This window comes from Arthrobacter sp. Soil_N43 (assembly GCF_057655195.1).
This window is the reverse complement of the sequence record NZ_JBDGML010000091.1, coordinates 67,062-79,645: the sequence shown is the minus strand read 5'-3', so window position 1 is coordinate 79,645 and position 12,584 is coordinate 67,062. Positions and strand designations below refer to the sequence as shown.

The 12,584-nt window shown below is 67.7% G+C and carries 11 protein-coding genes; 6 read left to right on the top strand and 5 right to left on the bottom strand.

What is annotated here, in order from left to right; all coding sequences use genetic code 11:
• Window positions 1-52: 52 nt before the first annotated feature.
• The 4 genes from AC3A3W_RS10955 to AC3A3W_RS10940 all read right to left on the bottom strand — a co-directional run bounded on the left by AC3A3W_RS10955 (window position 53) and on the right by AC3A3W_RS10940 (window position 4,201).
• The gene (locus AC3A3W_RS10955) at window positions 53-745 is read right to left on the bottom strand and encodes a nucleotide exchange factor GrpE (RefSeq protein ID WP_487442722.1); all 693 of its coding nucleotides are present in this window, start codon (window positions 743-745) and stop codon (window positions 53-55) included.
• Between the two features lie 2 nt (window positions 746-747).
• Window positions 748-2,631: a molecular chaperone DnaK gene (gene dnaK, locus AC3A3W_RS10950; protein ID WP_487442720.1), complete on the bottom strand. Its 1,884-nt coding sequence runs from the start codon at window positions 2,629-2,631 to the stop codon at window positions 748-750.
• A gap of 335 nt (window positions 2,632-2,966) precedes the next feature.
• Complete coding sequence (locus tag AC3A3W_RS10945) at window positions 2,967-3,389, bottom strand: hypothetical protein (RefSeq protein WP_487442719.1); 423 nt, start codon at window positions 3,387-3,389, stop codon at window positions 2,967-2,969.
• A 92-nt stretch (window positions 3,390-3,481) separates the two neighbouring features.
• Window positions 3,482-4,201, bottom strand: coding sequence for a TetR/AcrR family transcriptional regulator (locus AC3A3W_RS10940; protein ID WP_487442717.1), 720 nt, complete (start codon window positions 4,199-4,201; stop codon window positions 3,482-3,484).
• A gap of 130 nt (window positions 4,202-4,331) precedes the next feature.
• On the opposite strand from AC3A3W_RS10940, the gene AC3A3W_RS10935 reads away from it, so the two are divergent.
• The gene (locus AC3A3W_RS10935) at window positions 4,332-5,330 is read left to right on the top strand and encodes an NAD-dependent epimerase/dehydratase family protein (RefSeq protein ID WP_487442715.1); all 999 of its coding nucleotides are present in this window, start codon (window positions 4,332-4,334) and stop codon (window positions 5,328-5,330) included.
• Here the strand turns inward: AC3A3W_RS10935 and AC3A3W_RS10930 are convergent.
• Window positions 5,323-7,536 carry an MMPL family transporter gene (locus AC3A3W_RS10930; protein WP_487442726.1) on the bottom strand — a complete coding sequence of 738 codons (2,214 nt, stop codon included), beginning with the start codon at window positions 7,534-7,536 and terminating at the stop codon, window positions 5,323-5,325. The two genes, AC3A3W_RS10935 and AC3A3W_RS10930, sit on opposite strands and share 8 nt — an antisense overlap.
• A 152-nt stretch (window positions 7,537-7,688) precedes the next feature.
• On the opposite strand from AC3A3W_RS10930, the gene AC3A3W_RS10925 reads away from it, so the two are divergent.
• The 5 genes from AC3A3W_RS10925 (at window position 7,689) to AC3A3W_RS10905 (ending at window position 12,568) form a co-directional block, all read left to right on the top strand.
• Window positions 7,689-8,192, top strand: a complete 504-nt coding sequence (locus AC3A3W_RS10925; RefSeq protein ID WP_487442713.1) for a MarR family winged helix-turn-helix transcriptional regulator — start codon at window positions 7,689-7,691, stop codon at window positions 8,190-8,192.
• A 63-nt stretch (window positions 8,193-8,255) separates the two neighbouring features.
• Window positions 8,256-9,071, top strand: a complete 816-nt coding sequence (locus tag AC3A3W_RS10920; RefSeq protein ID WP_487442711.1) for a methyltransferase domain-containing protein — start codon at window positions 8,256-8,258, stop codon at window positions 9,069-9,071.
• Window positions 9,072-9,129: 58 nt separating this feature from the next.
• Window positions 9,130-9,753 (top strand): LysE family transporter, encoded by a 624-nt coding sequence (locus AC3A3W_RS10915; RefSeq protein ID WP_487442709.1) that lies wholly within the window; start codon window positions 9,130-9,132, stop codon window positions 9,751-9,753.
• A gap of 107 nt (window positions 9,754-9,860) precedes the next feature.
• A complete protein-coding gene (locus AC3A3W_RS10910) occupies window positions 9,861-10,421 on the top strand; it encodes a low molecular weight protein-tyrosine-phosphatase (protein WP_487442707.1) in 561 nt (186 codons plus the stop codon).
• Window positions 10,418-12,568 carry a chorismate-binding protein gene (locus tag AC3A3W_RS10905; RefSeq protein ID WP_487442705.1) on the top strand — a complete coding sequence of 717 codons (2,151 nt, stop codon included), beginning with the start codon at window positions 10,418-10,420 and terminating at the stop codon, window positions 12,566-12,568. The genes AC3A3W_RS10910 and AC3A3W_RS10905 overlap by 4 nt, the downstream gene beginning before the upstream one ends.
• Window positions 12,569-12,584: the final 16 nt, after the last annotated feature.

Genomic DNA, 12,584 nt, shown 5'->3' with positions numbered 1-12,584 from the left:
GTTGAGCTTGTCGAAACCTGGGTTCTGACAAGCTCAACCACCGGGAGTAATGCTACGCAGGCACAGCCACGATGACCTGTGCTGCCCGGAGGACGCGTTCGCCCGACTTGTACCCGGAGCGGAGCACCTGGCTGACGGTGTCAACCTCGATGTCGTCGCCGGGCTGCTGGATGAGGGCCTCGTGGATCGTGGGGTCGAACTCCACACCGGTCTCATCGATGCGCACCAGGCCGTAGGTCTTCAGCGCATTCTCCAGTTTGGCGGCGATCGCGGCGAACGGGCCGTCCGTGAGGTCACCGTGCTGGCGGGCGGCGTCCACGTCGTCCAGCACCGGAAGCAGCGAGTTCAGGACGCCGATGACGGCCATCTCCCCTGCCACGGCACGGTCGCGCTCGACGCGCTTGCGGTAGTTGACGTACTCCGCCTGCAGCCGGAGCAGGTCGTTCTTCAGCTCCGTGGCCTCAGCAGTGGTTGAGCCGGTGGAAACCCCCTGTGCCACCGATTCCTCGGCCGGCACCTCCACCCGGTTGAGGATTTCCTCTGCCTGGGCGAGGGCGTCGCCGTCGGAATCCGAGGAGGTCTCGAGGGGCTCCACCACCGGTTCGGCATGCTTCTCACCTTTGGGGTGGCGGGCCTCCCCGGTCACCGGGTCCACCTTGCGGTGGTCCCGGATGACCGGCTCGTCGCGCTTGCTTCCCTGGTCGCGGGAAGAGCCGTGCTCTTCTTCGTTACCGTGATGAGGCATGGTTACTTCTTCTCTTCTTCGTCGACGATCTCGGCGTCGACGATGTCTTCATCGCTGGAAGAACCCGTCTTGTCGCCTGCGGCACCGGCCGGCGCACCCTCAGCACCGGCTGCGCCGGTCTCACCGTTCGGCGAACCTGCCTGGGCGTAGATGGCTTCGCCCAGCTTGGTCTGGGAAGCCTGCAGCTTCTCAAACGCGGTCTTCACGGCCGCATCGTCGGTGCCTTCGAGCGCCTTCTTGAGGGCGTCGACGTCGGCCTGGACCTCGGTCTTGACCTCTTCGGGCAGCTTGTCCTTGTTGTCGGCGATGAGCTTGTCCACGGAGTAGGCGAGCTGCTCGGCCGTGTTGCGGGTGTCGGTCGCCTCGCGGCGGGCCTTGTCCTCGGCTGCGTGCTCTTCGGCGTCGCGGACCATGCGCTCGATGTCTTCCTTCGACAGCGCGGTGCCGCCGGTGATGGTCATGGACTGTTCCTTGCCGGTGCCCTTGTCCTTCGCGGAGACGTGCACAATGCCGTTGGCGTCGATGTCGAAGGTGACCTCGATCTGCGGGACGCCGCGGGGGGCCGGAGCGATGCCGGTCAGTTCGAACGTGCCCAGCGGCTTGTTGTCGCGGGTGAACTCGCGTTCGCCCTGGAAGACCTGGATGGCCACGGACGGCTGGTTGTCATCAGCCGTGGTGAAGGTCTCGGACCGCTTGGTGGGGATGGCCGTGTTGCGCTCGATCAGGTGCGTCATAACACCACCCTTGGTCTCGATGCCGAGGGACAGCGGGGTGACGTCGATCAGCAGAACGTCCTTGCGCTCGCCCTTCAGCACGCCTGCCTGCAGGGCTGCACCAACGGCCACAACCTCATCCGGGTTGACGCCCTTGTTGGGCTCCTTGCCGCCGGCGAGTTCCTTGACCAGTTCGTACACAGCGGGCATACGGGTGGAACCGCCCACGAGCACGATGTGATCGATATCGGAAAGCTTGATGCCGGCTTCCTTGATGACGTCGTGGAAAGGCTTCTTGGTGCGGTCCAGCAGGTCCTTGGTGAGGTCCTGGAACTTGGCGCGGGTCAGCTGCTCGTCCAGGTGGACCGGGCCGTCGGGGGTGACGGAGAGGTACTGGAGGGAGACGTTGGTGCTGGAGGAGGAGGAGAGTTCCTTCTTGGCCTGCTCGGCCGCTTCACGCAGGCGCTGCAGGGCGATCTTGTCCTTGGAGAGATCGATGCCCTTGACCTTGAGCTGGTTCAGCAGGTACTCAACGACGCGGTTGTCCCAGTCGTCGCCGCCGAGGCGGTTGTCACCGGCGGTGGCGCGCACCTGGATGGTGGAGAAGTCGTCTTCGTCCTTGCCGACTTCCAGCAGGGAGACGTCGAACGTGCCGCCGCCGAGGTCGAAGACCAGGATGAGTTCGTCTTCCTTGCCCTTGTCCAGGCCGTACGCCAGGGCGGCCGCGGTGGGCTCGTTGACGATGCGCAGGACGTTCAGGCCTGCGATTTCGCCGGCTTCCTTGGTGGCCTGGCGCTCGGCGTCGTTGAAGTAGGCCGGAACGGTGATCACGGCGTCGGTGACCTTTTCGCCGAGGTAGGACTCGGCGTCGTTCTTCAGCTTCATCAGCACGCGTGCGGAGATTTCCTGCGCCGTGTACTTCTTGTCGTCGATCGCGACGCTCCAGTCGGTGCCCATGTGGCGCTTGACGGAGGCGATGGTGCGCTCGATGTTGTTGACGGCCTGGCGCTTGGCGATCTCGCCGACCAGGACCTCGCCGGACTTGGAGAACGCAACGACGGACGGCGTGGTGCGGCCGCCCTCGGCGTTGGCAATAACGGTGGGCTCGCCACCTTCGAGAACGGAGACGACGGAGTTGGTGGTTCCGAGGTCAATACCTACTGCACGTGACATGTGTTGCTTCCTTCTTTCCTTGGAAACTGTGTGGCCCCGGCCTCCGACGTCGCCCTGCATCAGGCTGCCGATCGGGCTTGCAGCCGCTGATCGGGCTTGTCGAGATCGAGGCTCGCCCACTCCTTGAGCGATCTGCACTCAACTTTACTCAGCCCGGCTTTTAAGTCAATCCAAAGTTGAGTCGAGTACGCTCAACTTGGGATCTCCGCAGGACCCGCACAGCGGAATAGCCCCCGGAAATCCGCGGAAGCTGGCGGAAAGCCGGGGGCCATGGAGCGGACGGATCCGGTTTCGCCCTGCGTGAACGTGCGCCGGGCACCGCCCCCGCGCAACCCTTACCCTCCGGTGGAGGAACTGCCGTCGTCGTTGTTCTTGGGAGAGTTGACCTGGCCGTCGATGAGTTCGTCCTTCAACTCGTCAGCCTCGCCCTGCTCCGGAGCGGATTCGGTACCGTAGTCGCCTCCCGCATAGCCCCCTGCCTGGCCGGCGGGCAGCTCCTGCCCCACCGCGCCGGCCCCGCCGTAGTCGCCTGTCGCATAGGCGCCTGCCTCGGCGTCGGCGGGGCCTTCGGCCGATCCGGCGTCGCCATGATCGCCGGCAGAGTATTGGCCTTTCGTATCGGCGCTGGCATCGTCACCCACCACGCCGGCATCGCCATAGTCGCCTTCAACGTACTGTCCGCTATCACCTTCGAGGGCCGGGTTCCTGGAGCTGGCGTGGGTCTTTCCTGCGCTGTTCGGCTCGCTGTTTTCGGTCATCGCTTGATCACCCCTTCGGAGGATTGGGCCGCGCCCGGCCGGACGCACTGGCAGTCTACTCAGCCGGGGCAGGCGGCAACAGGGTGCCGCGGTCACTCGAATCCGGCCACGCGGGCCAGCATGTCCACGTGGTGCTGAAACAGTTCATCCGGGGCGGAAAACGTGTCGGCTCCGTACTGCCCGAAGACTTCGAAACTGACAGCCCCAAAGATCGACGTCCACACCAGCGCGCCGCGGGCCAGCAGGGCGTCCGGGACCGCCAGGTCCAGTCCACCGCGAATGGCTTCAAAGTCGGCAGCCAGGGCAGGTACCACGACGGTTCCATGCGGCGCAGCGAGCCTGCCTGCCCGGTAGGCGGAGTCCAGGATCCCCATCAGGCAGGTGACCACCCGCGTGCCGGGGCCGGTGGTCCGCTCCGCCGGCGCCTGATATCCGGGCACCGGACTCCCGAACAGGAGAGAGTATCTGGACGGCTCCCTGAGCGCCCACTCCCTGACGGCGTGCGCCAGTGCGGCAAAGCGGCCCCGGAAGTCGTCCGCGGGGAACGGCTCGACGGCGGCATCCACCGCATCTCCCAGCTCACCGTAGGCGTCTATGAGCAGGAGCGTCAGGAGCTCGTCGCGGCTCTCCACGTAGCGGTACACGGCGGAGGACACCACGCCCAGGTCGCGGGCAACGGCGCGGAGCGAGAGCGCCGCCGCCCCATGGAGCGCGAGATGCTCCCGTCCCAGCTGGACAATCTGCGCGATGGTGCGCGCGCGGGCCAGCTCACGTGGCGTCTGGGGCTTCTGGGGATCCTGGGCGTCAGCCATCCTCCAAGGATGGCACAAGGCAGAGCAGCGAACTCAATTGTGAGCACTGCTCTTGACGCTGCGAAACCGGACCCGTCATTCTTGTCTTAGAGAGCAGTGCTCTCATAACCTTTACGAAAGCGGGGAGACCATGCCAGAAAAGCTATTCGTCGTCACGGGAGCGGGGCCGGTGGGGTGGACGGTCGCCGGACAGCTCGCCGGGCTGGGCCACCGCGTCCGCGTCCTGACGCGGTCCGGCAGCGGCCCGGAGCACCCCCTGGTTGAACGGCGCTCCGTGGACGTTTCAGACCCTGCGCTGCTGGCGGAGTCGTTCCGCGGCACCTCCGCTGTCTTCCATTGCATCCACGGCTCGGCCTACAGCGCCAAGGCATGGGAGCGGGAACTTCCGCGGGCGGAACAGGCCGTGCTGGCGGCGGCCGGCGAGGCGGGCGCCGTCGTCGTCTTTCCCGAAAGTCTCTACTCGTACAGCGAGCCGGACCAGGTGATGACAGAGGAGAGCCCGCGCTCGGCCCGGGGCGGCAAGCGCGGCGTGCGGACGGCGCTCCTGGCAGCGCGGGAAGCGAGCGCCACAGACACAGTGAGCGTGGTTGCGGGCGACTTTTTCGGCCCCCGGGTCCGGATGTCGCACGCGGGGGAGCGCATGGTGCCGGCGATCCTGGCGCGGCGGCGGCTGCAGGTGGTGGGCGGCGCGGACCGGCCGCATTCATTCACGTTCGTGCCGGACCTGGCTGCGGCGATGATCAAGGCCGCACAGACCCCTTCGCTGTGGAACCGCGTACTGCACGCTCCCACCAGTCCGGCCCCCACGCAGCGGCAACTTGCCGTCGCGTTCGCTGATGCCGCGGGCTTGCCGTCGCCGAAGGTGGGTGTCCTGCCGGGCTGGCTGCTGCGCGCCGTCGGGGTGTTCTCGGCCGACGTCCGCGAGCTCGCCGAGATGCTCTATCAGTTCCAGCGGCCGTTCGTGATGAGCTCGGCAGCCAGCGAGGCGGCGCTGGGCCTGGGCCCGACGCCGCTGCCGGACGCTGCCCGGCTGACGGTGGAATGGTGGAAGTCGGAGGCCTCCAGCCCCGCTTCAGGATCCGGCACGGCTTCAGGATCCGGCGCGCCGTGCACCGCCCGCGCTAGCTGACGCGGGCTCCCTGGACATCGGCTCTCGCGGCCCCCTCCGCCGATGGGAGGGGGTGCTGCTCCGCGCGTCCCAGCCTGCTTGGCCACCAGATGCGCCGGCCCAGGTCGTAGGCCAGCGCCGGGACCAGCAGCGAGCGCACCAGCACCGTGTCCAGCAGCACTCCGAATGCCACGATGAAGGCGAGCTGCACCAGGAACATGATGGGGATGACGCCGAGGGCGGCAAACGTGGCGGCAAGGACTACCCCGGCGGAGGTGATCACCCCGCCGGTCACGCCCAGCCCCCGCAGGATGCCGGGCCGGGTGCCGTGCTTGAGTGACTCCTCGCGGACCCGGCTCATGAGGAAGATGTTGTAGTCCACACCCAGTGCCACCAGGAACACGAAGCCGAACAGCGGCACTGTGGCATCGGCTCCCGGGAAGCCCAGGACGGTGTTGAACACGAAGGCGGAGACGCCCATGGCCGCCGCGTAGGAAAGCACCACGGACGCCACCAGCAGAACGGGTGCCAGCACGGACCGCAGCAGCAGCATCAGGATGGCCAGGATGACCGCAAGCACCACGGGGATGATGGTCATTAGGTCCCGCTGGGCCGTGGTGTTCGTGTCGAGCGCTGTGGCGGTCACGCCGCCGACCAGCGCTGCCTGGTCCACGCCCTTGACGCCCTCCCGCAGCCCCAGCACCGCATGCTCGGCGTCGCTTGAATCCGCCGCGGAGTCGAGGGTGGCGTTGATCAGCACCCGCCCGTCGCGGACGGCCGGGGCGGTGGGGGCACCGGGTGCCGCCGGTTCGCTGGAAACGACCGGCACGCCGCCGTCGGCAAGCAGGTAGGCACTCCCCACGCCGTCGGACACCGTGACCTCCGCCAGCACCTCCTTGGCCTTGGCTTCGGTGGCCACGATCACCGCGGGGCTGCCGCTTCCGGCGTCGAAATGGCGGGCCAGCGCGTCCTGGCCGTCGACGGCATTGGAGGCGCTGAGGATGACGTCCGTCTGGGGAACGCCGTTGGCCTTGAGCTGCAGGACGCCCGCCGACGCCGCGAGCAGCAGGAGGACAGACGCCACCCACACTGTGCGTGGACGCCGGGACACCAGGGAACCGGTGGCGCGCCACAGCCCTTTCTGGCCCTCCAGGCCGGTGGCCAGCCGCGGTTCCCGCTCCCCTTCGGGCACCAGCCTGGGCAAGAACGGCCAGAACGCGGCGCGGCCGAGGAGGGCCAGCAGCGCGGGCAGCAGGGTCAGCGCCGCGAACAGCGCACACAGGATGCCGGCGGCAGCAACCGGACCAAGGGCCTTGTTGGAATTGAGGTCGGAGAACAGCAGGCACAGCAGGGCGATGATCACCGTGGCGCCGGACGCCAGGATCGGCTCGAAGGACGCCTTCCACGCGGTGACGACGGCGGCGGTCCGGTCCGCGGTATGCGTCAGCGCCTCGCGGAACCGTGCCACATACAGCAGGGCATAGTCGGTGGCGGCGCCGATCACCAGGATCGACAGAATGCCCTGGCTCTGGCCGTTGAGCTGGATCCAGCCGAGCTTCGCCATGCCGAACACCAGCAGGATGGCCGCGCACAGGGCGAACACCGAGGTCAGCAGCACAACCACGGGCAGGAGAAGGGAACGGTAGACCACCAGGAGGATGACCAGCACCGCCCCCAGCGCCACGAGCAGCAGGATGCCGTCGATGCCGGCGAAGGCGCCCGCGAGGTCGGCCGCCAGCCCGGCCGGGCCCGTGACGAAAGTCTGCGTGCCTTCGGGCGCTGCGGCCCGGACCGCGTCCCGCAGCTCCTGCACGGCGTCCTTGACCTCGCCCGACGAGGAAATGGGCACGATGAACTGCACGGCCCGTCGGTCCTCGGCGGGGATGGGGCCGATGACCGTACTGGCCGCCGGCAGCGCGTCCAGCTCGCCCTTGAGGGCCGCCGCCTCGCCCAGTTGGGACGGCGTGAAGGCGGCCTCGCTTTCAATCACGACGACGGCGGGAACCTCGCCCGGGTCCCTGAACTTTTCCTGCCAGTCCCGAGCTGCGGTAGCTTCCGCGCCCGCCGGCAGGAAGGACGCCTGGTCATTGGAAGAGACCTCCTCCAGCCTGCCGAAGGTAGGCCCGCCAACGCCCGCGACGGCAAGCCAGATGAGGACAAGGAGCACCGGAATGAGCCAGCGCAGCCAGAACGGGACACGGGGCACGGTGCTGGATGGCTGCTTCATGGCGTCCTTCTTGTCGTTCGCGACCCGGTGGTGACGGGCACCCAATAATGAATCCAGCATAGACTATCTCCACCATGGAGATATATGCCATGCGGGTTGTCTTCTGCGCTGGAGTAAACTCCGGAAGGCATGAATCAGGACAGGAGGTGGACGTGACGGACGCTCCGGCATCCCCTGTTCCCGGGCCGCAGGCCGGTCCGCCGCATCCTCTGGTTCGGCTGCTCCAGGAGTTCACCCTTGAAGCCAACCGGTACGTCGATGCCGCGGGCGGCCGGAACGACATGCACCGCACCGACCTCAACGCGCTCGCCGTGATCATGCGGCACTCCGCCAAGGACCAGGTGGTCACTCCCGGGACGCTGCGGAAGGAACTCAACCTCAGCTCCCCCGCCACCACCGCGCTGATCGACCGGCTTTGCGGGTCGGGGCACCTGGTCCGCGAGCGCCAGGGCCAGGACCGCCGGCAGGTCCAGCTCCGGATGACGGACAAGGCCTACCGCGACGGCAGCGCCATGTTCCGTCCGCTCGCCCGGCACATGGGCGCGGCCATGGCCGGGTTCAGCGCCGAAGAGCTGGAGACCGTGACCCGGTTCATGAACTCGATGATCGATGCCACCGTCCGCGCCGGCCAGGAAGCCTCCGGGAAACCCTCGTAAACGGGACGGTGGGATCGGTGCGTATTCCGTTTCCATTTGGCGCAGGTGGAGTAGCGTTTCCCTATGAGTGCGCAGCAGCCAGACGATGTGTACACGCACGGCCACCACGAGTCGGTGGTCCGGGCCCATGCCTCCCGGACGGCGGAGAATTCCGCGGCGTTCGTGATCCCGCACCTCACCCCCGGGGTCTCGGTGCTGGATGTGGGCTGCGGACCGGGAAGCATCACCTGTGACTTCGCCGTGCTGGTGGACCCCGGAACCGTCACCGGATTGGACCGCTCTCCCGACGTGATTGCGCATGCCAGGGAGCTCGCCGCGGACCGGGGCGTGGGGAACGTCGAGTTCGTGGCCGGCAACATCTACGACCTTGACTTCGAGGACGACACCTTCGACGTCGTCCATGCACATCAGGTACTGCAGCACCTGACCGATCCGGTGGAGGCGCTGCGCGAGATGCGCAGGGTCGCCAAGCCCGGCGGGATTGTGGCTGTCCGCGACGCCGATTTCCACGGCATGAGCTGGTATCCCCCCATCCCCGAGCTGGACGAATGGATGGACCTCTACCAGCGGATCGCCCGGCGGAACGGCGCCGAACCCGACGCCGGGCGCCGCCTGGTGTCGTGGGCGCAGGCCGCCGGCTTCACCGACGTCGCACCGACAAGCAGCAACTGGCTCTACGCCACGGGGCAGCAGCGGCGCTGGCAGGCACGCGTATGGGGCGAGCGGGTGCTGCACTCGGCCTTCGCTGATCAGGCCCTCGAGTACGGCTTCGCGCAGGAGGCGGACCTGACGCGCATCTCCGCCGGCTGGCACCGCTGGGGGTCCACGGACGACGGCTGGTTCCTCATCCCTAACGGCGAGGTCATTGCGCGGGCCTGACATTCACGGTCCGTCTGCCCCGGGCAACACCCCCGGCAGACGGCACTAAGCTTGATGGGTGCAATCCTCCCTGTGGCTGGCCCTCGCGGGCGCCGGCGTCCTCATCAGCTTCACTCCCGGCGCGGGCGCCATCAACACCATGAGCAACTCCCTGACTTCAGGGTTCCGCCGCTCCATCTGGGGAATCCTCGGCCAGCAGGCGGCCCTGATAGTGCACGTGGTGATCGTGGCACTCGGCGTCGGCGTCCTGGTGGCTGGCTCGCCTGTCGCTTTCAACGTCATCCGCTACGCCGGAGCCGCCTATCTCGTGTATCTGGGCATTCGGCAGTTCCTGCACAAGCCCGACCTGGACCAGGAAAAGGCCGCCGCACTCCGGAACGAGCCCGCTTGGTCCATGTTCCGGCGGGGCCTGTGGGTCAACCTGCTCAACCCCAAGGCCATCGTGTTCTTCCTGGCATTCATGCCGCAGTTCATCCGGCCGGCACACCCGCTGTTGCCGCAGTACCTGGTCCTCACGGCCACCGTGGTGATCATCGACATTCTGGTCATGTGGTTCTTCTTCGCCGCGGCGGCGAAGTCGTTCCAGCGCTTCACGCACAATGCCCGCGGGCAGACCATCCTGAACAGGGTCTTCGGCATCCTGTTCGTCGCCGTGGGCATCCTGCTGGCACTGATCCACTGACGCCCCGGTCCGCCGAGCCCGCCCCTCCACTGACACCAGGAGAAATGTTGTGAACAATAAGGCTACTTACTGGCCAAGGGGCAGCGGCATCCCCCATGCTTAGCAACATGTCCTCAACGACGAGCCCCTACCGGATCATCGCGGTTTGCACCGGCAACATCTGCCGGTCCCCGATGGCAGAGCTGATACTGGCGGAAGCCTTCGCAGCGGCGGGGCTGGCCGATGCCGTCGTCGTGGATTCCGCCGGAACCACTGCCTACGAGGCGGGACGGCCCATTGATACCCGCGCAGCGCGGAAACTGACCGCCCACAACCTCACCTCGGACCGGCACGTGGCCCGGGAATGGCGGCCGGAGTGGTACACGGAACGCAACCTGATCCTGGCCCTGGACGTGGACCACTATGGCTGGCTCCGGGCGTCCGCCCCCGACAGTGAAACCAGGGCGAGGGTCCGCATGCTCCGCAGTTTCGATCCTGCTGCTTCGCAGGACCCGCTCGACCAGGGCATCGAGGACCCCTGGTACGGGGACCACAGCGACTTCGAAAGTGTGTGGGACCAGATCCAGGCGGCCGTGCCCGGCATCGTCGAATTTGTCCGGTCTGCGATTGCAGATGAAGAAGCCCGGCTAAAACTTCAGAACAGCCAGCAGGTACGCTCTATTTCATGACCCCCGCACCTGTGATCATCGCCATTGACGGGCGGTCAGGCGCAGGCAAAACCACACTGGCTATTGAACTCGCGGCCCGGCTGCGGACCCACCACAAGGTGGCGCTCTTCCATCTGGAGGACATCTACCCCGGCTGGAACGGACTCGCTGCCGGCGTTGAACGCTACGTCAGCACTGTGCTGGCGCCCCTGCGGCGGGCAGAGCCGGCCACGTGGGTCAGCTGGGACTGGGAAAAGCATTACGACGGCGATGCCCGGGTGACGCTGCCCGCGGAGATCGTCATCGTGGAAGGGGTGGGGGCCGCCGCCGCGGCGGCCCGGCCAATGCTGGACGCCGTCATCTGGGCCGACGCACCGGAGGACGAACGCCGCGCGCGCGCCTTGGAGCGCGACGGCCAGACCTACGAGCCTTACTGGGACCAGTGGGCCGCCCAGGAAGCGGAACTCCTTGCCTCCGACGATGTGCGCGGCCATGCGGACGTCCGTGTCCTCAACCGCGCCGATGACACCGCCCCGGCGGACGTCCTGCAGGCTCTCACGTACCTCCCGGGGCTGGCCACCGTGCTGGTTCCCGAGCTCTCCTCGCGCCGGGGCCTGCGGCTGCACTCCGAGCGGATCGAGGCCCGCCCTGATGCCGCAGCCCTGTTCGAATCGCTGTTCGGAACCTCCGCGAATGCCGTCTGGCTGGATTCCTCGCTGGTCCCGCCGGCGCCGCAGGGCAGGCACAGCGGACCGGACCGGGACGCCGCGGTGGCCGCGGTGGCCGCGGAACGCAGCCGCTTCAGCATCCTGGCGGACGACGGCGGCACGTTCGGCCAGTCGGTGCGGCACCGTTCAGGGACCAACAGGATCACCGCAGGATGCGCCACCGCCGAAGTGCCCGGGCCCTTCTTCCGCTGGCTCCAGACCGTGTGGGGGCGGAAGGCAGTCCGCGGCCCCGAGGGCTATTCGTGCGATTTCACGCTGGGCTGGCTGGGCTACCTGGGGTATGAGCTCAAGCGTGAAACCGGCGGCTCGGACGTGCAGTCCGACACTCCGGACGCTGCCCTGATCTTCGCCGGCCGGGCGGTGGTCCTGGACCATGCCGAGGGCACGGCCTGGCTGCTGGCCCTCGACGCCCCTGATGCCGCCGACTGGCTTGCGGGCGCCCGGACCGCCGTGGCAGCGGCGTCCGCCCACGGCACGGGCAGGGCTCCCGCGAATGATTCCGGCCGTGCCCCCGAAGTCGACGGCAGCAGCGCCGTCGTGCCCTTCCCTGCCCCGGAGTTTACGAGCCGCGATACCGAGGACAGCTACAAGCGCAAGATCGCCGACGCCCAGAACGAGATCACCGACGGCAACTCGTACGAGGTCTGCCTCACCACCTCCCTCACCGCGGAGGTGCCCGCGGACGGGCTCGAACCGTGGCCCACGTACCTGGCGCTGCGGAAAAGGAACCCGGCGCCTTTCGCGAGCTACCTGCGGTTCAGCGGTCTCACGGTTGCCAGCACGTCCCCGGAGCGCTTCCTGCGGATAGCGTCCGACGGCGGCATGCGCGCCGAACCGATCAAGGGCACCCGGCGCCGGGCTGCCGACCCGGAGGCGGACGCGGAGCTGCGGCACGACCTGGCGACCTCGCTGAAGGACCGGGCCGAAAACATCATGATCGTCGATCTGCTCCGGAACGATCTCAGCCACTTTGCCGAGCCCGGGTCCGTGACCGTCAGCCGGCTGTGCGAGATCGAGAGCTACGCCACCGTCCACCAGCTCGTGAGCACCATCGATGCCCAGCTCCTGCCCGGATCGCCGCGGGCCGAAGCCGTGGCCGCGTGTTTCCCCGCCGGCTCCATGACCGGGGCGCCGAAGATCAGCACCATGGCCATCCTGGACCGGCTCGAGGACGGGCCGCGGGGCGTCTATTCGGGGGCGATCGGCTACTTCTCGCTGAACGGCGCCACGGACCTGGCGGTCGCCATCCGGACGCTCGTGATCCAGACCGGCGACGAGGACCGCGCAGCGGGCGGGCCGACGGCGACCCTGAGCCTGGGCGTCGGCGGCGCCATCACGGCCGATTCAGTGCCCCAGGAGGAGTACGAGGAAATCCGCACCAAGGCGTTCGGCGTGCTGTCCACCCTCGGCTCGGAATTCCCGGTGCGAACGGACACTTAAGGCCCCGCAGGTCCGC